The organism is Pseudomonas viridiflava (assembly GCF_003702045.1).
Taxonomy (GTDB): domain Bacteria; phylum Pseudomonadota; class Gammaproteobacteria; order Pseudomonadales; family Pseudomonadaceae; genus Aquipseudomonas; species Aquipseudomonas viridiflava_C.
In genome coordinates this window covers 218,804-243,617 of sequence record NZ_RBTP01000076.1, presented here as the reverse complement: position 1 = coordinate 243,617, position 24,814 = coordinate 218,804, and the positions used below count along the sequence as shown (strand labels likewise).

Annotated in this window: 14 protein-coding genes; 12 read left to right on the top strand and 2 right to left on the bottom strand. The window is 60.8% G+C overall.

What is annotated here, in order from left to right; translation table 11 throughout:
* Positions 1–122: 122 nt before the first annotated feature.
* Positions 123–2,768: a pyruvate dehydrogenase (acetyl-transferring), homodimeric type gene (gene aceE, locus ALP40_RS23995; protein WP_122210620.1), complete on the bottom strand. Its 2,646-nt coding sequence runs from the start codon at positions 2,766–2,768 to the stop codon at positions 123–125.
* A gap of 383 nt (positions 2,769–3,151) precedes the next feature.
* On the opposite strand from aceE, the gene glnE reads away from it, so the two are divergent.
* From glnE to ALP40_RS23955, 8 genes are all read left to right on the top strand, one after another.
* The gene (gene glnE, locus ALP40_RS23990; protein WP_122210619.1) at positions 3,152–6,106 is read left to right on the top strand and encodes a bifunctional [glutamate--ammonia ligase]-adenylyl-L-tyrosine phosphorylase/[glutamate--ammonia-ligase] adenylyltransferase; all 2,955 of its coding nucleotides are present in this window, start codon (positions 3,152–3,154) and stop codon (positions 6,104–6,106) included.
* 129 nt (positions 6,107–6,235) lie between these two features.
* Positions 6,236–7,270 carry a lipopolysaccharide heptosyltransferase II gene (waaF, locus tag ALP40_RS23985; RefSeq protein WP_122210618.1) on the top strand — a complete coding sequence of 345 codons (1,035 nt, stop codon included), beginning with the start codon at positions 6,236–6,238 and terminating at the stop codon, positions 7,268–7,270.
* A 2-nt stretch (positions 7,271–7,272) separates the two neighbouring features.
* A complete protein-coding gene (gene waaC / locus ALP40_RS23980) occupies positions 7,273–8,337 on the top strand; it encodes a lipopolysaccharide heptosyltransferase I (protein ID WP_122210617.1) in 1,065 nt (354 codons plus the stop codon).
* The gene (locus ALP40_RS23975) at positions 8,337–9,458 is read left to right on the top strand and encodes a glycosyltransferase family 4 protein (RefSeq protein WP_122210616.1); all 1,122 of its coding nucleotides are present in this window, start codon (positions 8,337–8,339) and stop codon (positions 9,456–9,458) included. The genes waaC and ALP40_RS23975 overlap by 1 nt, the downstream gene beginning before the upstream one ends.
* Positions 9,458–10,264, top strand: a complete 807-nt coding sequence (gene rfaP / locus ALP40_RS23970) for a lipopolysaccharide core heptose(I) kinase RfaP (RefSeq protein WP_122210615.1) — start codon at positions 9,458–9,460, stop codon at positions 10,262–10,264. Before ALP40_RS23975 ends, rfaP begins: the two co-directional genes overlap by 1 nt.
* The gene (locus ALP40_RS23965; protein WP_122210614.1) at positions 10,264–10,998 is read left to right on the top strand and encodes a lipopolysaccharide kinase InaA family protein; all 735 of its coding nucleotides are present in this window, start codon (positions 10,264–10,266) and stop codon (positions 10,996–10,998) included. Before rfaP ends, ALP40_RS23965 begins: the two co-directional genes overlap by 1 nt.
* Positions 10,995–11,774: a lipopolysaccharide kinase InaA family protein gene (locus ALP40_RS23960; protein ID WP_122210613.1), complete on the top strand. Its 780-nt coding sequence runs from the start codon at positions 10,995–10,997 to the stop codon at positions 11,772–11,774. Before ALP40_RS23965 ends, ALP40_RS23960 begins: the two co-directional genes overlap by 4 nt.
* Complete coding sequence (locus ALP40_RS23955; protein ID WP_122210612.1) at positions 11,774–13,219, top strand: lipopolysaccharide kinase InaA family protein; 1,446 nt, start codon at positions 11,774–11,776, stop codon at positions 13,217–13,219. Before ALP40_RS23960 ends, ALP40_RS23955 begins: the two co-directional genes overlap by 1 nt.
* Positions 13,220–13,256: 37 nt before the next feature.
* On the opposite strand, the gene ALP40_RS23950 is transcribed toward ALP40_RS23955, so the two are convergent.
* Positions 13,257–19,319: a membrane-targeted effector domain-containing toxin gene (locus tag ALP40_RS23950; RefSeq protein WP_122210611.1), complete on the bottom strand. Its 6,063-nt coding sequence runs from the start codon at positions 19,317–19,319 to the stop codon at positions 13,257–13,259.
* A 308-nt stretch (positions 19,320–19,627) separates the two neighbouring features.
* Here ALP40_RS23950 and ALP40_RS23945 point away from each other — a divergent pair, with 308 nt between their 5' ends.
* The 4 genes from ALP40_RS23945 to ALP40_RS23930 are packed head-to-tail and all read left to right on the top strand — an operon-like array spanning position 19,628 to position 24,801.
* Positions 19,628–21,385, top strand: coding sequence for a carbamoyltransferase (locus ALP40_RS23945; RefSeq protein WP_083184104.1), 1,758 nt, complete (start codon positions 19,628–19,630; stop codon positions 21,383–21,385).
* Positions 21,369–22,499 carry a glycosyltransferase gene (locus ALP40_RS23940; protein WP_122210610.1) on the top strand — a complete coding sequence of 377 codons (1,131 nt, stop codon included), beginning with the start codon at positions 21,369–21,371 and terminating at the stop codon, positions 22,497–22,499. Before ALP40_RS23945 ends, ALP40_RS23940 begins: the two co-directional genes overlap by 17 nt.
* Positions 22,499–23,395, top strand: a complete 897-nt coding sequence (locus ALP40_RS23935; RefSeq protein WP_122210609.1) for an antimicrobial resistance protein Mig-14 — start codon at positions 22,499–22,501, stop codon at positions 23,393–23,395. Before ALP40_RS23940 ends, ALP40_RS23935 begins: the two co-directional genes overlap by 1 nt.
* Positions 23,392–24,801 carry a PIG-L deacetylase family protein gene (locus ALP40_RS23930; RefSeq protein WP_122210608.1) on the top strand — a complete coding sequence of 470 codons (1,410 nt, stop codon included), beginning with the start codon at positions 23,392–23,394 and terminating at the stop codon, positions 24,799–24,801. Before ALP40_RS23935 ends, ALP40_RS23930 begins: the two co-directional genes overlap by 4 nt.
* The last annotated feature ends 13 nt before the right edge of the window (positions 24,802–24,814 follow it).

The following is a 24,814-nucleotide window of genomic DNA, read 5'->3' as shown; positions in this document are numbered from 1 at the left end:
CCTGTTCACTCACGAATACGCTGGTTCAGTTACAACGAAACAGCCTTGGATGCTCATTTACGCTGGGTAAATTCCGCATCCTCGGCTGTTCACGCTCTGATCAGCGCTCTTGAAGCAGACTCTTAGCAGTCCAGTGGATTGCGTTTTTCTGGATCGATGCCGAACCTGGAAATGGCTTCAGCCACCACTTTAGGTTCGATATCGCCGCGATCAGCCAAGGCTTCCAGGGCTGCCAGCACAACGAAGTGACGGTCGACTTCGAAGAAGTGACGCAGCTTCTTGCGGCTGTCGCTACGGCCGAAACCGTCGGTGCCCAGGACTTTGTATTCCTTGGTTGGAACCCACTGACGAATCTGGTCAGCGAACAGCTTCATGTAGTCGGTCGATGCGATGACCGGACCCTTGCGACCGTTCAGGCACTGCTCGACGTAGCTCAGTTCAGGCTTCTGGCCTGGGTGCAGGCGGTTGTTGCGCTCTACCGCCAGACCGTCGCGACGCAGTTCGTTGAAGCTGGTAACGCTCCAGACGTCGGCGCCGATGTTGAACTCGTCACGCAGGATCTTCGCCGCTTCGCGAACTTCACGCAGGATGGTGCCCGAGCCCAGCAACTGGACGTGGTGCGCCGCTTCCTTGGTGTCTTCTTCGAGCAGGTACATGCCCTTGATGATGCCGTCTTCCACACCGGCCGGCATGGCAGGCTGGGTGTAGGACTCGTTCATCACGGTCAGGTAGTAGAAAACGTCCTGTTGTTCTTCGAACATCAGGCGCATGCCTTCGCGAATGATCACCGCCAGCTCATAGCCGTAGGTCGGGTCGAAGGTGCGGCAGTTCGGGATGGTCGACGCCAGGATGTGGCTATGACCGTCTTCGTGCTGCAGGCCTTCGCCGTTCAGTGTGGTACGACCGGCGGTGCCGCCGACCAGGAAGCCACGGGTGCGGCTGTCGCCAGCGGCCCACGCCAGGTCGCCGATACGCTGGAAACCGAACATCGAGTAGAAGATGTAGAACGGAATCATCGGCTGGTTGTGGCTGCTGTACGACGTACCGGCAGCGATGAAGGAGGACATGGCGCCCGCTTCGTTGATGCCTTCCTCCAAAATCTGGCCCTTCTTGTCCTCGCGGTAGAACATCACCTGCTCTTTATCGACTGGCTCGTAGAGCTGGCCGACGGAGGAGTAGATGCCCAGTTGGCGGAACATGCCTTCCATACCGAAGGTACGGGCTTCGTCCGGGATGATCGGAACGATGCGCTGGCCGATTTCCTTGTCCTTGACCAGTTGGGTCAGGATGCGCACGAATGCCATCGTGGTGGAGATTTCGCGGTCGCCCGAACCGTCAAGGATCGCCTTGAGGGTTTCCAGCGGCGGCGTCGGCAGGTTGAAGCTCTGTGCGCGACGCTGTGGCACGAAACCGCCCAGTGCGGCACGGCGCTCGCTCAGGTAGCGGGCTTCGGCGCTGCCTTCTTCCGGCTTGTAGAACGGCAGGGCTTCCAGTTCGGAGTCCTTGACCGGGATGTCGAAGCGGTCACGGAAGTGACGCAGGCTGTCGACGTCGACCTTCTTGGTGTTGTGCGCAGTGTTTTTCGCTTCACCGGCGCCGGTGCCATAACCCTTGATGGTCTTGGCCAGAACCACGGTCGGTTGACCCTTGTGGTTGACGGCTTCGTGGTACGCGGCATAGACCTTGTACGGGTCATGACCACCACGGTTGAGTTTCCAGATCTCGTCGTCGGACAGGTCGGCAACCATCGCCTTGAGTTCAGGCGAGTTGAAGAAGTGCTCACGGACGAACGCGCCGTCCTTGGCCTTGTAGTTCTGGTATTCGCCGTCGATGACTTCGTCCATACGACGCTGCAGGATACCGTCGACGTCCTTGGCCAGCAGTGGGTCCCAGAAACGGCCCCAGATGACTTTGGTGACGTTCCACTGAGCACCACGGAACACGCCTTCCAGTTCCTGGATGATCTTGGCGTTGCCGCGAACCGGACCGTCCAGACGCTGCAGGTTGCAGTTCACGACGAAGATCAGGTTGTCCAGCTTCTCGCGACCGGCCAGGGCGATGGCGCCCAGGGATTCCGGCTCGTCGGTCTCGCCGTCGCCCAGGAAGCACCAGACTTTCTGCTTGCCTTCCGGGATGAAGCCGCGGTGTTCCAGGTACTTCATGAAGCGTGCCTGGTAGATCGCCTGGATCGGACCAAGGCCCATTGATACCGTTGGGAACTGCCAGAAATCTTTCATCAGCCACGGGTGTGGATAAGACGACAGGCCATTGCCATCGACTTCCTGACGGAAATTGTTCATCTGCTCTTCGGTGATGCGACCTTCCATGAACGCACGGGCGTAAACGCCTGGCGATGCGTGACCCTGGAAGTAGATCAGGTCGCCGCCGTGTTCTTCGGTCGGGGCCTGGAAGAAGTAGTTGAAGCCAATGTCATACAGTGTGGCACTGGAGGCGAAGCTCGAAATGTGACCGCCCAGATCCGGGTCGTTCAGGTTGGTTTTAACAACCATCGCCAGAGCGTTCCAGCGCACCAGGGAGCGAATGCGGCGTTCCATGAACAGGTCGCCAGGCATGCGTGCTTCGTGGGTGACAGGGATCGTGTTGCGGTAAGGCGTGGTGATGGCGTAAGGCAACTGCGAACCACTGCGGGTGGCGAGTTCGCCCAGACGGGTCATCAGGTAATGAGCACGGTCTTCGCCTTCTTTGTCGAGAACCGATTCCAGGGCGTCCAGCCATTCCTGGGTTTCGACGGGATCGAGGTCTTGCATGGCTTGCTCCAGGGCGGAAAGGCTTCCAGAATCGGTTGCCTGAGTTTGCGACTGGCCTTGTGGGCAGACGACATAAATTCTTGGATTACCGGAGGGTTGGCCCGGCGGCGTGTAGTTTTACTACAAATCGACGACTATTTCAGCCCTCCGAGTAACTGAACCAGTAGTAAAACTACAGAGAAGCGACCTAATCGCTCCTGTTGTGTTGTGAGATAAAACGCTACTGTTGATGGGTGTTGAATGTGCTGTGGTAAAAAGTCGGGATTTTATGCTTCTAAAACGATTTTTCCAGCAATTTATAACCTTTGTTCGACAAGCGGCGGTGATGGATGAATCTCGCAGTCATGGCAAGTAGCCTTTCACTCGCCGATCAAGGATAGACCATGAGCCTACCTTCACTGGCCGATTTTCCGGCCATTCTGCTGCCACTGATTACCCGTGCACAACAGACCTTTCGTACAGCTCTGGCTGAACTTTCACCCGAAGCACTGGCCTCTTTCGACGCCTGGCCCGAGTCGCGTCGCCAAGCGTTCGACCGGGTCTGCGCCGCCAGCGATTTCGTGACCGAGCAGGTGTGCCGCGATCCCGGCATGCTGCTGGAGATGGCGGATTCGGGCGCACTGGAGCGTAGCTTCTCTGCTGGCCAGTTGCGCGGGCAAATCGCCGAGGCGTTGAGCACCTCGACCACCGACGACGAGTTGGGGCGTAATCTACGTCGCCAACGCATGCGTCAGCAAGTGCGGATTATCTGGCGCGACCTGACACGTCAGGCGGATTTGATCGAGACCTGCCGTGACCTGTCGGACATGGCCGATGGCTGCATCGACCTGGCTTACCAGTGGCTGTATGAACGCCACTGCCAGCAATTCGGTACGCCAACCGGGCGGCGTACTGGCCTGCCGCAGCACATGGTGATCCTGGGCATGGGCAAGCTGGGCGCGGTCGAGCTGAACCTGTCTTCGGACATCGATCTGATCTTCGGCTACCCGGAAGGCGGCGAAACGGTCGGTATTAAGCGTCCCCTCGACAATCAGGAATTCTTCATTCGTCTGGGCCAGCGGCTGATCAAGGCGCTGGACCCGGTGACGGTCGACGGTTTCGTGTTCCGCGTCGACATGCGCCTGCGGCCTTACGGTTCATCCGGGGCGCTGGTGCTCAGCTTCAATGCGCTGGAGCAGTATTACCAGGATCAGGGCCGCGACTGGGAGCGTTACGCGATGATCAAGGCCCGCGTGGTGGGCGGCGATCAGAAGGCGGGCGCCGAATTGCTGGCCATGCTGCGTCCGTTTGTCTATCGCCGTTACTTGGACTTCTCCGCCATCGAAGCGCTGCGCACCATGAAGCAGTTGATTCAGCAGGAAGTGAAGCGCAAAGGCATGGCCGAGAACATCAAACTGGGCGCAGGCGGGATTCGTGAAGTCGAGTTCATCGCCCAGGCGTTCCAGTTGATTCACGGTGGTCGCGACCTGAGCCTGCAGCAGCGCCCGCTGTTCAAGGTACTCAAGACGCTGGAGGGGCAGGGTTATCTGCCCGGCGCGGTCACTGAAGAGCTGCGCGAGGGCTACGAGTTTCTGCGCTACACCGAGCATGCGATTCAGGCGATTGCCGACCGCCAGACGCAGATGCTGCCCGACAACGAACAGGATCAGGCCCGCATCGCATTGATGATGGGCTTTGCCGACTGGGCGAGTTTCCACGAGCAACTGATGTACTGGCGCGGGCGGGTGTCCTGGCATTTCAGGCAGGTCATCGCCGACCCTGATACCGATCCCGATGATGAGCCGGAAGATGAAGAGGTCGTTGTCGGCGGCGAGTGGCTGCCGCTGTGGGAGGAATCTCAGGATGAGGAAGCGGCAAGTCGCCAGCTTTCCCAGGCCGGGTTCGTCAATTCGGAAGCGGCCATCAAGCATCTGGCCAACCTGCGCAGCAGCCCGCACCTGCGTTCGATGCAGCGTCTTAGTCGCGAGCGCCTGGATGCATTCATTCCACGCCTGCTGGCTCAGGCGGTCGAACACAGCAAGCCGGATCTGGTGCTTGAACGCGTGCTGCCGCTGGTGGAAGCGGTGGCGCGGCGTTCGGCCTATCTGGTGCTGCTCACCGAAAACCCCGATGCGTTGCGCCGCTTGCTGACGCTGTGCGCGGCCAGCCCGTGGATCGCTGAACAGATTGCCCGCTTCCCGTTGCTGCTCGATGAGCTGCTCAATGAAGGGCGCCTGTTCAACCCGCCACTGGCGCCGGAATTGGCAGCTGAACTGCGCGAGCGCTTGATCCGCATTCCTGAGGATGACCTTGAGCAGCAGATGGAGGCCCTGCGGCACTTCAAACTGGCCCACAGCCTGCGCGTGGCGGCGTCCGAGATTACCGGCAGCCTGCCGTTGATGAAGGTCAGCGATTACCTGACCTGGCTGGCCGAGGCGATTCTTGAGCAAGTGCTGGCGCTGGCCTGGCGGCACAGCGTGGCGCGGCATGGCACCCCGTCTCGTGCGGACGGGACATTGTGCGATCCGGGCTTTGTGATCGTCGGCTACGGCAAAGTGGGCGGCATCGAGCTGGGACATGGGTCGGACCTTGACCTGGTGTTCATCCATGATGGCGACCCGCAAGCCGAAACCGATGGCGCCAAGCCGATAGACAGCGCGCAGTTCTTTACCCGGCTGGGGCAGCGGATCATTCACCTGCTCACCACCCAGACCAACTCCGGTCAGTTGTATGACGTGGACATGCGTTTGCGTCCATCGGGTGCGTCGGGGCTACTGGTCAGCTCGCTCGGTGCATTCGCTCGCTATCAGGACAAGGAAGCCTGGACCTGGGAACACCAGGCGCTGGTGCGCGCGCGCGTGCTGACCGGCAGCCCCGACGTGGGCCGCGAGGTCGAGCGGGTGCGGGCCGAGGTGCTGGGGCGCGAGCGTGATCTGGACAAGCTGCGCGCCGAAGTCAGCGAGATGCGCGCCAAGATGCGGGACAACCTTGGCAGCCGTCTGACAGCGGCCGGCAGGGCGGCCAATGCGTTCGAGTCCTCCATGCCGTTCGACCTCAAGCAGGACGCCGGTGGTATCGTCGATATCGAATTTATGGTGCAATACGCGGCCTTGGCGTGGTCCAGAGAGCATCCGGGGCTGCTGCAATACACCGATAACATTCGTATTCTTGAAGGGCTGGAAGAGGCCGGGTTGTTGCCCGACGCCGATGCCAGCCTGTTGCGCGAAGCCTACAAGGCGTACCGCTCGGCGGCGCATCGGCAGGCTCTGCAGAAGCAGGCAGGTGTAGTCAGCGGCGATCAGTTCCATTGCGAGCGGCGTGAGGTGATGCGGATCTGGGCGCAGATGGGGTTGAGCTGAGTCGGCGGCGACCCTGTCTGTTTCAGGTAACACTCTATAAAGCTATGACAGGGAGGCGACAGGTTGTGTGGGCATGTCACGCAGTCTGATCGGCCTCCCTGATCGTTTCCGATCGTTTTTGGATGAAGCATGAATATTCTGATCGTTGGGCCTAGCTGGGTCGGTGACATGGTAATGGCGCAAACGCTGTTCCAGTGCCTGAAACAGCGTCATCCCGAGTGCCAGATCGACGTACTGGCGCCCGAATGGAGTCGTCCGTTGCTGGAACGCATGCCTGAAGTGCGCGCTGCGCTGAGCTTTCCGCTCGGCCACGGTGCCCTTGATCTGGCAACGCGCCGACGCATCGGCAAGTCGCTGGCGGGCCAGTACGATCAGGCCATTTTGCTGCCCAATTCGCTCAAGTCCGCGCTGGTGCCGTTCTTTGCCGGCATCAAAAAACGCACCGGTTGGCGTGGCGAGTTTCGCTACGGCCTGCTCAACGATGTGCGCACCCTCGACAAAGAGCGTTACCCGTTGATGATCGAGCGCTTCATGGCCCTGGCTTACGACAAGGATGCCGAACTGCCGCGCCCGTATCCCAAGCCCAGTCTGCAGATCGATCCTGCGACCCGCGATGCGGCGCTCGCCAAGTTCGGCCTGACCCTGGACCGCCCGGTGCTGGCGCTGTGTCCGGGAGCCGAGTTCGGCGAATCCAAGCGCTGGCCTGCCGAGCATTACGCTCAGGTCGCCGATGCCCGCATCCGCGAAGGCTGGCAGGTCTGGTTGTTTGGTTCGCAGAAGGATCATCCGGTCGGCGAAACCATCCGCCAGAACCTGATTCCCGGTCTGCGCGAAGAGTCCGTCAATCTCAGTGGCCAGACCTCGCTGGCCGAAGCCATCGATCTGTTGTCCTGCGCCGATTCGGTGGTGTCCAACGACTCGGGCCTGATGCACGTGGCAGCGGCGCTTAATCGCCCGCTGGTGGCCGTGTATGGCTCGACGTCGCCGGGGTTTACGCCGCCTTTGGCCGATGAGGTCGAGATTGTCCAGTTAGGTATCGAGTGCAGTCCGTGCTTCGACCGTACGTGCCGTTTCGGCCATTACAACTGCATGCGTCTGCTTGAAGCGGGCGTCGTGATCCAGGCGTTGGGTCGTCTGGACAGCACTCCGGTAGAGGTTGTCTGATTTTGCGGGTACTGCTGATCAAGACCTCTTCGCTCGGCGATGTGATCCACGCCTTGCCTGCACTGACCGACGCGGCCCGTGCGGTGCCCGGCATTCGCTTCGACTGGGTAGTGGAAGAGGGTTTTGCCGAGATTCCGGCCTGGCACCCGGCGGTCGACACCGTGATTCCGGTGGCCATCCGCCGTTGGCGCAAGAACCTGTGGCAGACCGTCAGAAACGGCGAGTGGCGCGGGTTCAAGGCTCGTTTGCGCGAGCAGCGTTATGACCTTGTGATCGACGCGCAAGGGTTGTTCAAAAGCGCCTGGCTGACTCGCTATGTCGATGCGCCGGTAGCCGGGCTGGACCGTGATTCGGCCCGCGAGCCGATTGCCAGTCGTTTCTACGATCAGGCGTTTGCGGTGGCGCGTGGGCAGCATGCAGTCGAGCGTTTGCGGCAGTTGTTCGCCCAGGCACTGGGCTACAGCGTGCCTGCCGGGATCGGGGATTACGGGCTGAATAAACTGACAGCGCAGGGTGAAGCGCCTCAAGCGCCATTCGTTTTGTTTCTACATGGCACCACTTGGGACACCAAACACTGGCCCGAGCTGTACTGGCGACAGTTGGCTGAACGAATGGCGGCTCGCGGCCTGCACGTGCGCCTGCCGTGGGGCAACCCGACCGAGAAGGCCCGCGCCGAGCGCATTGCCGATGGCCTGGATACGGCGCACGTGTTGCCCAAGCTGAATCTGGCGGGCGTGGCCCGGGTATTGGCACAGGCTCAAGCCTGTGTGGCAGTGGACACCGGTATTGGTCATCTGGCCGCAGCGCTGGATGTGCCGACCGTGTCGCTGTTCGGGCCCACCAATCCGGTGCTGACCGGGGCCTACGGTAAATCGCAGGTGCATCTGGCCGCCGACTACCCGAGCTGCGCGCCATGCCTGCAAAAGAAATGCACCTACCAGCCGACCGCTGACGATCAGCGCCGGTTTGACCTGAAACGCGAGTGGCCACTGTGCTTCACTCGCTTGAATCCCGAGCGAGTGGCGAGCCAATTGGGCGCGCTGTTGCTGGCAAAGGAACCTGGCTGATGCAACTGGCTTTCGTGCTGTACAAATACTTTCCGTTCGGCGGACTGCAACGTGACTTCATGCGTATCGCGCTGGAATGCCAGAAACGTGGCCATCAGATCCGCGTCTACACCCTGATCTGGGAAGGCGATGTGCCGCCTGGCTTCGAGGTGCTGGTCGCACCGGTCAAGGCATTCTTCAATCATCGCCGCAATGAAAAGCTCACCGCGTGGATGGAAGCGGACCTGGCCACGCGTCCGGTTGATCGGTTGATCGGTTTCAACAAGATGCCGGGTCTGGACGTTTACTACGCCGCCGATGGCTGTTTCGAAGACAAGGCGCAAAACCTGCGCAGCCCGCTTTATCGCAAATGGGGCCGCTATCGCCATTTCGCCGATTACGAGCGGGCTGTATTTGCCAGGGACGCCAAGACCCAGGTCCTGATGATTTCCGAAGTGCAGCAGCCGCTGTTCATCAAACATTACGACACGCCGCTGCCGCGTTTCCACCTGCTGCCGCCCGGTATTTCCCCGGATCGACGTGCGCCGCCTGAAGCGCCGCAGATTCGTTCAGGTTTTCGTGAAGAGTTCAGTTTGGCCGACGATGACCTGTTATTGGTGCAGATCGGCTCAGGTTTCAAGACAAAGGGCGTGGATCGCAGCCTCAAAGCGTTGGCCGCATTGCCCGCCGAGCTGAAGAAGCGCACGCGGCTGTTTATAATCGGTCAGGACGACCCCAAAGTATTCCAACTGCAGAGCGCTGCATTGGGGCTGGGTGATCAGGTGACCTTCATGAAGGGTCGCAGTGACATTCCACGTTTCCTCATGGGCGCTGATGTTCTGATTCATCCGGCCTACAACGAAAACACCGGCACCGTGCTGCTTGAAGCGCTGGTGGCGGGGTTGCCCGTTCTGGTGAGCGCGGTGTGCGGCTATGCCCATTACATCGCCGAAGCCGACTGCGGTCTGGTACTGGATGAGCCGTTCGAGCAGGCGCAGCTCAATCGTTATCTGGCAGACATGCTCAAGGACGATGCAGCGCGCAGAAACTGGAGCCGAAACGGCCTGGCGTTCGCCGACACGGCGGACCTGTACAGCATGCCGCAACACGCTGCTGATGTGATTCTGGCGGAGCACTATTGATGAAGCTGTTCCTTGCTGAACCGTTCAAGAGCCTGTGGGCCGGGCGCGATGCGTTCGACGAGGTCGAGGCCTTGAGCGGTGAGGTGTATCGCGAACTCGAAGGCCGCCGGACACTGCGCACCGAAGTCGACGGACGCGGCTATTTCGTGAAGATCCACCGGGGGATCGGCTGGGGCGAAATTGCCAAGAACCTGGTCACGGCCAAGTTGCCGGTACTGGGCGCAGGCAAAGAGTGGGACGCCATCGAGCGGTTGCATGAAGTCGGTGTGCCGACCATGACTGCCGTGGCGTATGGCGAACGTGGCAACAATCCCGCCGCGCAACATTCGTTCATCGTTACCGAGGAACTGGCACCGACCACCAGCCTTGAAGACGTCAGCATCAACTGGCGCAACGAGCCGCCCGAACCGCGCCTCAAGCGGGCCTACATCGCCGAGGTTGCGCGACTGGTGGGGATGATGCACCGCGCCGGGGTCAATCACCGCGACTGCTACATCTGCCATTTTCTGCTGCACACCGACAAACCGGTCACGGCTGACGACTTCAAACTGTCGGTCATCGACCTGCATCGCGCCCAGACCCGCCGGGCAATCACCCCTCGCTGGCGCAACAAGGACCTGGCGGCGCTGTATTTCTCGGCGCTGGACATCGGCCTGACCCGTCGCGACAAGCTTCGTTTTCTCAAGGGCTACTTTCAGAAGCCGTTGCGGGAAATACTGATCAAGGAAGCGAAGCTGCTTGGCTGGCTCGACAAGAAGGCCGACAAGCTTTATCAGCGCAAATTGCGATACGGGGATGCGCTCTGATGGCGGGCTGGAACCTGGAGCCCGAGTACGCGTTTCTGGCCGAAGACTTCGGAAATCTGGATGCCGTGTTCGCCTTGCAGGGCGAGCGCCTGACCCGAGACCCGCTCTCCGAAGTGGTGCGGGTCGAGCGCGCCGGGGTCAATTATTACGTCAAGCGCTACGTGGGTGCCGGTAAGGGCCTGCGCCGTTATCTGGGCCGTCCCAGGGTCAAATCCGAGTGGCAGAACCTCAAGCGTTTCGCCAAGTGGGGCATCCCCACCGCTGAAGTCGTGGCGTGGGGGCTTGAGCGCAACGGCGCTGCCTACGACCGTGGCGCGTTGATCACCCGCGAACTGCCCAGCACCGAAGACTTGTCAGCCTTGGCGCTGCGCAAGGATCCACTGCTGTCCGACAGGCAGTGGGTCGATGGCATCAGCCGCCAATTGGCGTCTTACACGCGGATCATGCATGACCACCACTTCACCCATAACGACTTGAAGTGGCGCAACCTGCTGGTGGACGATGAGGCCAGACTGTTCTTCATCGATTGCCCCAACGGTGCCTTCTGGTGGAGCTTCATGCTGCGTTACCGGATCACCAAGGATCTGGCGTGCCTGGACAAAGTCGCCAAGTACCACCTGTCCGCCACTCAGCGGCTGCGCTTCTACCTGCAATATCGCCAGCGAGCGCGTTTGAACGCTTCCGACAAGAAGCGCATCCGGCATGTCGTCAGCTTTTTCGAGGGGCGCGAATGAGCGTTTTTATTGCCAGTGCCGATCAGCCGTTGCTGGAACGCCACGGTCTTACTGACTTCGAGTCGCTGTGGAACATTCAGCTGGATGCGGTCGATGAGCCCAACACCGGGCGTGGAGGCTGGAGCAGCGTGTTCCGTCTGGATCTGGACGGCCAGGGTTTCTACCTCAAGCGCCAGAGCAATTACCTGACCCACACCTTGCATCACCCGTTTGGCGAGCCTTCGTTCTCCCGCGAATTCCGTAACATCAGCCGTTACCGGAAGCTGGGCATCCCGGCGTTGCAGGCATCGTTTTACGGCGAAAGCCGCGTTAACGGTGAGCGGCGAGCGATCCTGATGACCCGGGCGCTGGATGGCTGGACGGATCTGGACGAGGTATTGCAGAGCTGGACGGACCTGGCGCCAGGCCCGCGCAAGGCCATACTTCATGCATGCGGCCAACTGGCGCGCACGCTGCACGGGGCGGGACAGATTCACGGTTGCTTCTATCCCAAGCATATTTTTCTGCAGGCCGGGCAAGAAGGCTATCAGGCGCAACTGATCGACCTGGAAAAAACCCGGCCGGTGATTTTTGGCAAGCGTGATCGAGTCAAGGATCTGGAGCCGTTGTTAAGGCGTGCGCGGATGTGGACAGATGCCGAGCAGCGCGAGCTCCTGGCGGCCTACCTGCAAGCCAGCCCCGACAGCGTACAGGTCGACGCCTGGAACGTGCGCTTGGGACAGCGAGGCCGACACAAGCGTGACCTTCAACACCGTGACCACAAAGAGACCCGCTGATGCGTTTGTCTGACCTCAAGAACGCCGGGCGCAAACCCGAGCTGCCCATGAGCCTGACCCTGGCCGATGCCGCTGGCAACGCCGAACTGCAACTGCTGACCTTGCTGCGCGTGCTGCCCGGTCAGCGCTACGTGGGCGCGGGTGTCTGGCGCGGTCGCACGGTGCTTGCCAAACTGCTGGTCGGCAACAAGGCCGCCCGGCATTTTCAGCGCGAACTGAGCGGCGTGCGTTTGTTGGCCGAGCAGGGCGTGACCACGCCGCTGCTGCTGGCGGACGGATTACAGGAAGGTGAGGGCGGCTGGCTGTTGTTCGAGTTTCTTGAGCATGCGCCAAGCCTTGGCGATGCCTGGAATGCCGTACAGCACGAGTCGCCCTTGACCGATGAGCAGCAAAGCGTGCTCGGTGAGGCACTGTCTTCCATTGCCCTGCTGCATGGTAAAGGCCTGTGGCAGGAAGACCTGCATCTGGACAACCTGCTGCGCCATGACGGCAAGCTGTACATGATCGACGGCGCTGGCATTCGTGCCGAGCAGGCCGGGCAGCCGTTGTCTCGGCAGAAAGTGCTGGAAAATCTGGGCGTATTCTTTGCCCAGCTGCCGCGTGCGTTCGAGCCGTTCACCGAAGAATTGCTGGTGCATTACCTGTTGAGCAACGCCGAGCATGGCTTGCCGATGGAAGCGCTGCAAAAGCAGATCGACAAGATCCGCAATTGGCGTCTAAAGGACTTTCTCGACAAGACCGGGCGCGATTGCAGCCTGTTCAGCGTCAAGGACAGCGCCTCGGTGTTTCAGGCGATTCGTCGCGAAGAAGAGGCCGCGATGCTGCCTGTCCTGGATCAGGCCGACGCCTTGCTGGATCAGGGGCATCTCTACAAGACCGGCGGCGCAGCCAGTGTCGGACGGGTCGGGGCCAAGGGGCGTGCGCTGGTGATCAAGCGCTACAACATCAAAAATTTCAGTCACTGGCTCAAGCGTTTCTGGCGTCCCAGTCGGGCCTGGCATTCATGGCGCGAAGCCAACCGACTGGCGTTTCTGGGGATCGCCACGCCCAAGCCTCTGGCTGTTCGGGAAGAGCGCGTGCTGGGCTTGCGCAGCAAGGCGTATTTGGTGACCGAATTCCTGCCGGGGCCGGACATCATCGAACGCTTTGCGCCCTATGTCGAAACCGGCGATGCCCCCGAGGCCGAGCTGCAAGCCCTCGACAGGCTGTTCAAGCAACTGATCCGCGAGCGCATCAGTCACGGTGACTTCAAAGGCCACAACGTGTTCTGGCACGAAGACCGCTGGGCGTTGATCGATCTGGACGCCATGCAGCAACACAGTTCGCAGGCATCGTTCGCGGCAGCATTTGCCCGCGACCGGGCGCGTTTCATGCGCAACTGGCCAGCGCAAAGCGCGCTGCACCAGTTGCTGGAGCAGCGCCTGCCGAAGGTTGCCGGCGACTGAGCCTGTATGCCCGGCACGCTGTGTGCCGGGTACGGCGTCACGCCACCCGTGTGAGGTTCAGCTCTTCCAGACCTGTCACCAGTGCATCCATATCGTCGAAGGGCCTGAGGTGTATGCCCGCCCAGCCCGAGCGCTCCAGGTACAGCTTGCCCTCGGCGTTGATCAGTACGGGCGTTCGGTGAATACCCATGTCGCGTGAGCGGTGGACGATGGTTTGCAAATGGCCTTCTCCCTGTTCCACTAGAAACATCCCCGGTCTGGCGAGTTGTTGTTCAACCGGCAATGGTCGCGGCGGTCGCACGGCATTGGGGGAGCGTGCCACTTCCAGGTCGACGCGATAATCACCTTTGATGTGGACCTGGTCGTTGGACAGGCCGACATTGACCCATCCGCCCGCGTCCACGGTCACGCCAGTCGACTGGCCGGGTGCAGCATCGACGACCCGCAGACCGATTCCGCCTTGCAGCTCGGCAATGCCCGGCACGATGTGCTGATAAGTGTTGGAATGGCTGTTGCCCACCAGCGCGATCCAGGGGTGTGATCCCATGACATCCTGATGCTTGCGCATCGTGCGTGACGCGAAATAGCTCATCATGTCCTGCCGCGCAGTGGCACCGCCTTCGTCCATGCCTTTGAGGTGATAGCTGGTGGAGCAGTCAATGGCGCGAACCTCCACGCCTTGTTCGCGCGCTTTGATCACCAGTTGTTCGAAGGTGTAGACCTTGTCCGGGTCGGTTCGATGACCTCGGTCCAGGGTTTTCAGGTCGTGCAGCAAGGTCTTGCTCATCTGGCCTGTTTCGAAGAAACGGTCCAGATCGGCTTGGTGCAGGTCGGTCAGCAGGTGTTCCATATAGAGCGTCTTGACGTTCTGTCGGGAGAGCAGCGGCAGGTTGTCGATGATCAGCTTCTTGCTGGCGACCGAGAAATGCGACTCACCGATCACCACGCCATTGGTGTGTCGGTAAAGGGTTTCGAGCAGTTCGGACATACCGACACGGGGCGCGATGTCTGGCAGCGAAGGGCGGTCGGGCAGCGGCGCTTCACGAATGCTCCGGGCATCTTGCAGCAGCGTTCGACGTTTCAGCGCGAAGATTTCTCGCACGCTCTCCAGCGCCTCATCCTCGAAGAAGTAGTTGGGATCGAGTCCTTTGCTTTCGAAGTTGGCCAGCCTGTGTACCGTTTCCAGGGTGGGCAGGGGCATTTCATAGGTGCCATCGCGCAGAGACTGCTGGATCGCGGTCATCGGGCCGTTGGCGGTCCAGTCCTCGGGCTCGATGCGCAGCCATGTTCCTGCGTCATCACGCACAAAGCCATAGGCACCTGCCCATCGTTCGCCATCGTCCAGGCCCTGCGGCCGGCCCAGTTCCCTGAGCAGCAACGTGTCTATCGGGGTGCTTGGAGGTAGAGGGGCCTGCTCGACGATTCGTGTCGGATCGGACAGCGCGATGGTGAAATCGCAGCGGGTCACAGCCTTGTCGCCCGGCACGCCGCTGGCCCCCTTGGTCACGCGAGTCGGACGGCCAGCGGGGATATCCCTGACGTGAATGCTGACGACGCCTTGCAGTTCAGCCATTCCGGGTAACTGGTGGTGAGTGGTGGCCAGTTGCTGATTAAGCAGCGCCACCCAGCGTCGTGTCGGATCCGTCACCGCGTCACTGCTAATCAGGGTATGGCCGAAGAAGTTGCTCATTTTCTGAGCCGCCGTCGGGTCGTTGGCAGCGCTTGCGACCGGGTGTACGTCAAACGGATAGCTGATCGACGAACTGAACGGACGTACTTCGATACCGTGACGGTGGGCTGCCTTGATCAGGTGGTAATAATCATAGTCAGTGCTGGCATTGTTCAGCGCGCCGCCGTTGACCCCGCTGAGGTAATACTTCAGTTCGTGGGAGCCCGATCGGCTCTTTTTACCCAGTTGACGATACCTCGCCAGTTTTTGCATGTGTTTGTCGGTCAGCAGGTGTTCGATGTAAATGACTTCAACGCGCTGCTCGACCAGCAGCGGCATGTTGAGCAACAGCAAGCGCTTGCTGGCGACCGATTTGGGCGCCTCGCTCAGCACCAGACCGTTGCTGTGCCTGAAGATGTGTTCGATCAGTGTATCGACGGTAATGGGTGTGCTCAGCCCCGGCAGTTGCGGCGCGGGTGGTGGGGTGAATCGGGTGAAGAAGTCGTGTGCGTCCTGATACAGCTTCTCTCGACGGGCAGTGAACGTCTGCCGCAGCTCTATGAAATAGCTTTCGAAATACGCTTCCATGCCCATGCCGGTAGGGTCGAAAAGTTCGTTGCTCAGGACCACGTCCAGGCGTGGACGCATCGCGTCGGGCATCTCGTATTCACTCAATGCGTCCGTCGTTGCGCCTTGCGGGGGCACAGGAGTGTAGTCATCGGGGTTTCCCGGCCTGCCACCGCGCAGGCGATGGGGGTCGATAACCTGCCACTGGCCCTGTTCGTCGAGCCGTACCGGTCGTTTGCCGAAGAACGCGAACGGGTTGTCGGGATCGATGATCTGCCAGCAGCGCAGCTGTGCGTCGTACTGGACGTGAAACGTACTGCCAGCCATTTCGATGCAGTAATGGCCATCGACCAGGCAGACGCCTTGCGCATGACCCTCGGTGATGCGTGGCACATCATGTAACGAGCGCTTGATCGCGGCAGGGGCGCGCGACGGTGCCAGCGGCTGCCATGCGCCGTCAGCGTTCGCGATGGCGAACTGGCCGGTCGCCTGCGCGTGTGTCGATGAGGCGCTGAGGTCATGAAAGACCGGGGCGTAGCCGTTTGCATCGGGTTTGCCGAGCAGAAACATCCGCTCTTGCAGTTCTGCTGGAAACAGGTCCGAGTAACGCGGCAGCGAAGATTGTCGCTGCAGGGCACGCAACACCGGTGTCGCTTGTGTTTGCGTGTCGAGGCGATGAAAGGCCGCGCCGAAGCCCTTCAGCCCGACCAGTAAATCGCTGCCAGCCCCAATGCCATTGAACAGGGCAGATACGATGTAGACGCCGGCACGCTGACTGTCGCCGTCGGTCAGCGCCTCCAGGGCTCGTGCGCTGTCCAGAAGCGAAATCAGGCTGCCCACGGCAAAGCTGGCAGGAGGGAACGGCAGGGTCAGCGCCGTAACGATGATCTCGACGCTGGTCCAGATCAGGCTGTTCAGCATGTCATTGCGGCCCCGGGTCGTCTCTTCGACATTTTGCAGCCTGCGTTCGAGCGGACGGTTGAAACAGACGTCGGCGAAGTCGGAAATGGCTGTTGCCGGGATGACCGGTGGCTTGTTGGCGTTGCCGCGTTGCATGTCACGCAGGAAGAACGACAGGGTACGGCCGGCCTTGATCCGGCATCGGTCCTTGTAATAATCGATCATGCCGTCAGCGTCGAGCGAGCGAACGAAGTCACTGAACAGTCGAAACTCGATGCCGTCGGGTGCCTGCGGTGTGTAAAGCAGCGCCGAGAGGCGGATCCGGGTTGGCAACAGCACTGAGCAGCCCAGCACGGTTTCGGTAAGGGTCAGCTGCGAGGCCGGAATGATCAGGTCATCGACGCCGTCCAGGCCTGATGCGATAAACGGCTTGTCGACATGCAGGTGTAACGGATAAAGCGCGCAGTCCGCTTGCGCGGTCGAGTCGTTCAGGTGAAGCCTGTCCAGGGCCGGTTTCAGCCAGGCGTAGTGCTGCGCATTGATGTCGCCTTTGAGTGCGCTGCGCAAGGCCGCCGCTTTCATGTGCAGTTGGGTGATGTAAACGCTGGCCTGGCGACGGTCGTCGTAACCGTCGCTTTGCGGGTCGAGCAAAGTGCGCCTGATCAGCGCAATGTAATCGTCCGCCAGCCATTTGCCACGCACCGAACCTGCAACGGTCTTGGGGGAAAGCGCGCTCAGGTCCACGTTCGGCGGGCCGACGAAGGTCGCCTGGGTGTCGGCGCTGGTGAGGATCGGGTTAATGCTGTCGTCATAACCGTTGAGCAGCATGTCGGTGTACGTCAGGGTTTCACGCTCGCTGGTGATCACGATCATGTCGGGATCTACCGTACCGACAGGCACGTTGAGCAGTGTGCAGAACTGTTCGCTGGCACGTTGATGCACGTAGACCTTGAACGACTGAATCCCGGTCGGATGGATGGCCTGATGGTTGCCGAGCGCACCACTGATAGCTTCTTCCAGCTCGAGCAGTTCCTGACGCTGCGTCCGGCTGGCGCGCAGATACCAGTCCGGTGTGTGGCGAGCCTGTTCGGAAAAGGTCACCTTGAGTTGTTCTTCGATAACGCCGTGCAAGGCAGCGTCGTTGTCAGGCTGATCGATCAGTTGAAGGAAGCCGGCCGATGGATAAGGCTTGAGCTTGAGGGCCAATAATTGCTGCTCCAGTTCCGGGCGCTCACCGACCTCGATCTGGTCGAGCACGTAGGCACACAAAGCGGGATTGCCTGTCCATCGCACCAGTTCGTGAAGCAGCTGAGTCTCGTTGTTGAAGGCCATGACGCACTGCGGCACGGGGGCGTCCAGCGCCACCAGAATCAGACGCTCCATTTCGCCTTCGCCATCTTCCTTGCGGTACACCAACAGCCTGGCCATCAGGTGGCGCTCGTTGAGCCTGATCAATTGCAGGCGTGCAGCAGCGTCATCGCAAACGCCTGTTGTCGCACATGCGGTCGCTTGGATGACAGCGCAGTCTTCGGGCCGGATATGACCTTGCATACTTGCCGTCCAGGCCAGCGCCGCGATACGGGTTTGAGCAAGGACACGCAATAGCTGTTTGCTGTGCTCCTGCTCAAGGGCGTTGCGTTGAAACGCGCCAAAGACCGCACGCAGGTCGAGTTCGTTGATCAGCCGGGCCAGATAGGCCGGGGTCAAGGCTGCATAAGCGGCGTCCAGGGGGGCGTCATCGAGCCGGATGACGGTCTGGTCGAGGAAGTCCGAGCCGGGAGCCGTGTCGTTCGGGTGCAAGCCGTAGAGCGCCAGGTCCGTCAGCGAGTGCTTCACGCTGTAGGTGTCGCTGGACGACGGCAATCGGCGGCAGGTTTCGATCATCAAGGCTCGCGGATCCAGGTCGTAGCCCAGGTCATCTGCCAGTCGCGTGCGCATGTGCAGCGTGGCGAATTGCTCAGGCGACGACGCGGCGCCCAGCACGCTCAACGCCGCACTTTGGGCGTCGTCGCACTGGCGCAGGTGCCTGGCGTAGATGTCCAGATCGTCTTGGCTGGCCATCTTGAGCCAGTCAGGCAAGCGGCGCCGATAGCGCTGGGCGCTCAGGCCCAGCTCTCGCAGTTGAAGCGTGGTCGCAGGGCCGATCAGGCCGGATAGGGTGATCGATTCCTGAATTCGGCTCCTCTGTGTCTGGCGATCAGCGTTGCCGGTTTGCCCGCAAGCGTAACGAATATCGGTGCGCTGTTTATTTAGCAAGCTGTCGAGCGCATGGGTAAAGGGCGACCCGGTAATCGACTGCAGCAGCACGTGATCGGTCCCGAACGGCTCAAGGTAAAGGTCGGGGTCTGCGTTCAGGTGCGCCACCAGATCCTGCTGCTGCAACGGCAGGCAGGCGAGTACCGTGTGTTGAGTGGCAGGTGTGTTGAGCCAATGTGCCAGGGTTGCTCGCAGTTCTGTTTGGGTGGCAAAACCCGTTATACCCAAACCCGGCAGCATCAGCAGTGTGCGCGCCTGATGAATCGACAGGGCCAATGCGCCGGCGATTTCTACCGGTTGCTCGTCGTTGAACTGCACGTGAACGGACATGCACGTAATCGACGGATCGTTCGCGTCGGGCAGGCAGGCAGCGTAGTCGCGGTCCAGGTCGTGCTCGTGGATCTTGAGCTGCACTTCGTCGTGCAGCATCTGTTGCAAAGCCATTGCGAGCGCATCATGTCGGCTTCCTCCGCCTTCACGGGGCTCTATCCAGTAGTCATCGATCCGTTGCAGCAGGGTGAAGGTTTCCAGTTCGCGTTCGGCAGCCTGCGACTCAGTCAGCGTGGCCAGCAACGCCTCATGAGCGGCAGGCAGCTTGTCCAGTTCTGCTGCCAGGGCGGCGGTCTGTCTGGCGAGTCGTTGCAGGGCGGCGGAGGCTGAGGGCCAGGTCTCTGTTGGCGTCAACGCCACAGGGGTGTGTGTTTGCATGATGTGTGTGCGTTCCGTTTAGCGCTTCAGCGCTGAGGATGGGGCGAAGGCCGTCGCGGCCCACGGTCATGGGCCCTAGTTCATCGGAAACGCTGGGCGGTGGGTCATAGATATATATTGCAGGCACGATGAAGGAGATTTCCTACACGTCTTGCGGGCACCTCTGGGTGACATTTCAGCCCCCCGAGCCAAATCCCCAGTCATTACGCTATAATCCCGCCCTTTAGCTGTCCCCAGCCCACTGTGCGGGGGCACACCTTTTCTCGGGCGCGCTGCGCCTGTATGCAGACTAAAGAGGCTAGACCCTAGTGGCATTGACGATCCTTGGCCTGTCCGGCGCCCTTAGCCATGATCCTTCCGCGGCGCTCTACATCGACGGCAAGCTGATCGCAGCGGCCGAAGAAGAGCGCTTCGTTCGCGACAAGCACGCAAAGAACCGCATGCCCTACGAGTCGGCGAAGTTCTGTCTGGAACAGGCGGGCATCAAGCCGTCCGACGTCGACGTGGTCGCGATTCCGTTTGCTCCTATCAGCCTGTTCGGCAAGGCACGCTGGCACTACGCCAAGCGTTACTGGTACGCGCCGGACCGTGCGCTTGACGCGCTGTTGATGGGCAATCGTCGTTACAAGCGCTATCGCAACAAGATTGTCTGGTGCCTTGAGCAGTTGGGCTTCGATCCGAAAAAGATCAAGATCGAGCCGGTCGAGCACCACTTGGCCCACGCTTCCAGCGCTTACCATTGCTCCGGTTTCACCGAGAAAACCGCGATCATGGGTATCGACGGCAAGGGCGAGTACGCCACGACCTTCTTTGGCTATGGTGAAAACGGCAAGATCCACAAGATCAAGGAATTCTTCGATCCGGATTCGTTGGGCGGCCTGTACGGCGCGATCACCGAATTCCTGGGTTTCGAAATGCTGGACGGCGAGTTCAAGGTCATGGGCATGGCACCGTACGGCGACGCCAGCAAATACGACTTCTCGCGCCTGGCCACGTTCGAGAACGGTGAGCTGATCATCAACACCGAGCTGGCCAACGTGATCGGCCTGCGCCGTTACAAAGAGAACGGCAAGGGCTTCTACTTCTCGCCGAAACTGATCGAATGGCTCGGTCCCAAGCGCGTCGGCGATGTGGCGGACGAGCCGTACATCCACTACGCGGCCAGCATGCAGGCGCTGTTCGAAAAACTCGCGCTGCAGATGATGGACCACTACCTGGGCGACATCCTCAAGGAAACCGGCAAGATTGCCTTCGCCGGTGGCTGTGCGCTGAACGTCAAGCTGAACCAGCGCATCATCGCCCGCCCCGAGGTCAAGGAGCTGTTCGTCCAGCCTGCGTCCGGTGATGCCGGTACGGCGGTTGGCGCAGCGGCTTATGTGTCCCATGCTCGCGGCGTGCCGGTCGAGAAGATGGAGCACGTCTACCTCGGCCCTGCTTACAGCAACGAAGATGTGATCGCTGCGTGCGCCCGTCACCCGAGCAAACCGGTGTGGCGTCAGATCGAAAACACGCCTGAGCGGATCGCCGAAATCATGGTCAAGGGCAACCCGGTGGCCTGGTTCCAGGGCCGCATGGAGTTCGGTCCGCGTGCGTTGGGTGGTCGTTCGATCATCGGCTGCCCGAGCGTGACCGGCGTGGCTGACCGTATCAACCATCAGATCAAGTTCCGCGAGCGCTGGAGGCCTTTCTGCCCGTCGATGCTCGACACTGTCGCGCCGCAGATGATCAAGATCGATCACCCGGCGCCGTTTATGACCTTCACGTTCGAAGTCGCTGAAGAGTGGAAAACCCGCGTGCCGGAAGTCGTCCATGAAGACGGCACTTCGCGTGCCCAGGTGCTCAAGCGCGAATACAACCCGCGCTACTACGACATGATGAAGGCGCTGGAAAACCTGACTGGCAACGGCGTATCGCTGAATACCTCGCTCAACCGCCGTGGCGAGCCGATGATCTGCTCGCCGACCGACGCGCTGAATATGTTCTTTGGCTCCGACCTCGAGTATTTGATCATGGAAGACATTCTGGTGGTCAAAGAGGGCGTCGAGACTTATGACACGCTCGGCTGAACGTCACGTGCTGCAGTTCTGCCACGGCTATGACGGGCCGTTTCTGGACTGCGCCCGTCAATACGCGAGCCTGTTCGCAGGCAAGGGCTATCGGGTCACCACTGTGTTTCTGACCGGTGCGGCCGACCCTGGAGTGGTCGCCGATTGCGGGTCCGATGAAGTGTTGTTCATGGAGTACAGTTCCAAGGCCATTCGTGGCTTGAAGCTGGGTGCCATCCGCGAACTGCGCAGCATCGTCGCCTCGCGCCATTTCAGCTTCTGCATCGCCCATCGATTCAAGCCTGTGTATATCGCGCTGTTGGCGACACGTTTGCCGGTGATCGGCGTGCATCATGCGTTTGGCGATTATCAGCGCCGCAGCCGCAAGCTGTTCGCCAACCTGTTTCGTAAGCGCCTCAGCCTGCTGGGGGTATCGGACTCGGTGCGTGATGACATGCGCAAGAGCCTGACCGCCTGGCCGGCCGAGCGTATCGAGACGTTGTATAACCGCATCGATGTCGAGCAATTGCAGGGCAGCCAGTTTTCCGCCGAAGACGCCCGCGTCGAGTTGGGGTTGTCTCCTTCTGCGTGGATCGTTGGCAATGTGGGGCGTCTGCACCCGGACAAGGATCAGGCGACCCTATTGCGCGGCTTTGCCCTGGCGTTGCCGAGCTTGCCTGAGCACAGTCAGTTGGTGATTCTGGGCAAGGGCCGGCTCGAAGACTCGCTCAAGGCGCTTGCCCGTGAACTGGGCATTGGTGCCAACGTGCTGTTCATGGGGCAGGTCGCCGATGCACGCCGTTACTTCAAGGCGTTCGACGTATTTGCCCTGAGCTCGGATCACGAACCGTTCGGCATGGTGTTGCTGGAGGCGATGGTGGCGGGTGTTCCTGTGGTCGCGACCTCCTGTGGCGGCGCACGCGAAGTGGTTGAAGACGTCGGCCTGATGTTTCCGCTGGGGGACGAGCAGCGTCTGGCCCAAGGCCTGATCCACCTGGCCGGGCTGGATGCCGACCAGCGCCAGGACTGCGCCGAACGAATGCTCCTGCGTCTGCGCGAGCGCTTTTCCGATCATGCGGTACGTAACGTCTTCTGGCGCTTGCCGCAAGTCACCCGCCTGGTTGCGGAGTCCTGATGCTCAACCGATTCAAAGGCTGGCGTGAACGTGGCTGGACCGAAATCGATGCCGCTGCCTATGCGCAGGCGTGGCACCGGTTTGGCGGTAGCGTGGCCACTCATCCTCAGGTTGTCGAACGGCTGTCCGTTTTCGCTGCCATTGCCGTGCGCTATTTGGGCTGGGAGCAGGACGGCGAGATCAAGGCGGCCATCGCCACTTGGGGGCGCTCGCTGGCGCTGTCCAAGGACGAACTCAAGCGCAACGGCAAAAAAGGCCTGTTCGATCTGGGCAATGCCGAGCTGATTCTGCCGATAGGCCAAGGTGTTCAGGTGCCCGTGCGTCATAAAGGACGTTATCTCTCGTCACTGAACGAAGGCCGTATCAGCACCTTCAAGCCACAAGCAGAATCACTGGCGATGGCGCGCACACCGGAAGAGCTGTCCAAGAAGTTCCGCTACAACCAGCGCCGAGAACTGCGTCTTCTGGAAGAGGCGGGTGGCACGGTCCGGCCGGTCAGCGAGTTCGGCAGCGCTGAACTGGCGCGCATGTATTGCGAACTGTTCCAGCGCCGTTGGGGCTTTGAGGCAACCGGTGCTGCGCACAAGGCCGAGGTGATTGAGCTGTTGCGCGACCTGCTGATCGGTTCGGTGGTGTTTCTCAACGATGCGCCCATCGCGATTCAACTGGTGTACCGCGTCGAAGCGCCCGAGTGGGTCAGCATCGAATACGTCAATGGCGGTGTCGACCCTGAAACCCGTGATTTCAGCCCCGGCAGCGTACTGAGCTTCGTCAACACGCAAAGCGCCTGGGAAGATGCAAGGGCGCTGGGCAAGTCGCTGCGCTTCTCGTTCGGCCGTGCCGACCGGGAATACAAGGATCGTTGGTGCAACCCTGTGCCGGTGTTCCGGATTTGAGCCGCAAGCAGGAGTTGCTCAAGCGCCATCGCCGTAACAAGCGGCTGGCGCTGCTGGGTGGGCTGTTGCTGCTGATTGCCCTTGGCGTGGCAGTCGCGTGGTGGTTGATGCCGGTTCTGGCGGTCGTTGCCTGGATCGCCCACGAAGCGTGGTTCGCTGATCATCTGTTCTATTCGCCGTCGGATGACTATCAATACCGCTTCGCTGCTGAAAACGAAGTGCCCGGGGTAACGTTTGAGAGTGGCCGACTGACGCTCGCTGAGCCATTGGCGCTGGCAGGTGGCGAAACGCTGGTGCTGGCGCTGAATGTCAAAAGCAGCTGGCTGGGACGTTTTCTGGACCCGGTCGTCGAGTTGCAAGGTGCGGGGCTTGTTGATCGCCAGGCATTCGAGCGTGGCGTGCGTGGCATGCGTTACCTGAACCTGACGGGGCTGGGTGAGCCGCTCGCTGCCAATGCGTTGAGCCTGCGTGGACGTTTCTGCGCTTTGACCGGCCAGCCACGGTTGTGGGTGTTTCGTCAGCCGGATCCGCGCCAGCAACGTGTGATGGTGATCGCGCCGCATGCCGATGACGCCGAACTGGCCGCGTTCGGGCTGTACAGCCAGGCCAGTGATGCGTGGATCGTGACCCTGACTGCCGGTGAGGTCGAGGCCGACCACTATCGGCAAATGGGTCTGGACACCGCTGAGGCGGCACGTATGAAAGGCCGGCTGCGTGCCTGGGACAGCATCGCCGTCGCCCGTTGGGGCGGCGTGCCGGAATCGCAGTGCGTGCAGTTGGGCTATTTCTGCCTGCAACTGCCCGCCATGCAGGCCGCGCCAGACACACCGGTGGGTTCTCGCGAGGCCGACCTGCTGGATACCCGGTTGTTCCGGCAGTTCAATACCCTGGCGCTGCCGGGCGATGATGGCCAGCCGACCTGGAACAATCTGCTGGCGGATCTGCGCGCCTTGATCCTCAAGGCCAGGCCGCAGGTGCTGGTCATGCCGCACCCGGCCATCGATCCGCACCCCGATCACATCTGCGCCCAAGCTGCGGTGCGTGAAGCGCTGGTGGGGCTGGAATGGCAGCCCCAAGTCATCCTCGGTTACGCCAATCATTTGCATGACAACGACCGTTGGCCGATGGGCGATGCCTACACCGGTATCAGCCTGCCACCGGTCTTCGATGCCGAATTGAAGCTTGAGCCCTACAGCCTTGAGGTGTCGGTGCCGACACAGCGAGACAAAGCGATGGCGCTGGGCATGATGCACGACCTGCAACCGCCGATGCCGCTCAAGCGGCGCGTGCGTCGCTGGCTGCAGCAGGTGTTGGCGGGGCGGCGATGGCCAGTTGAAGGCGAGAACGAATTTTTCCGAAAGGCTGTACGTCGACACGAGTTGTTCTGGCGCAGCCGTGATTTCTGATTCAGCAGGCGCA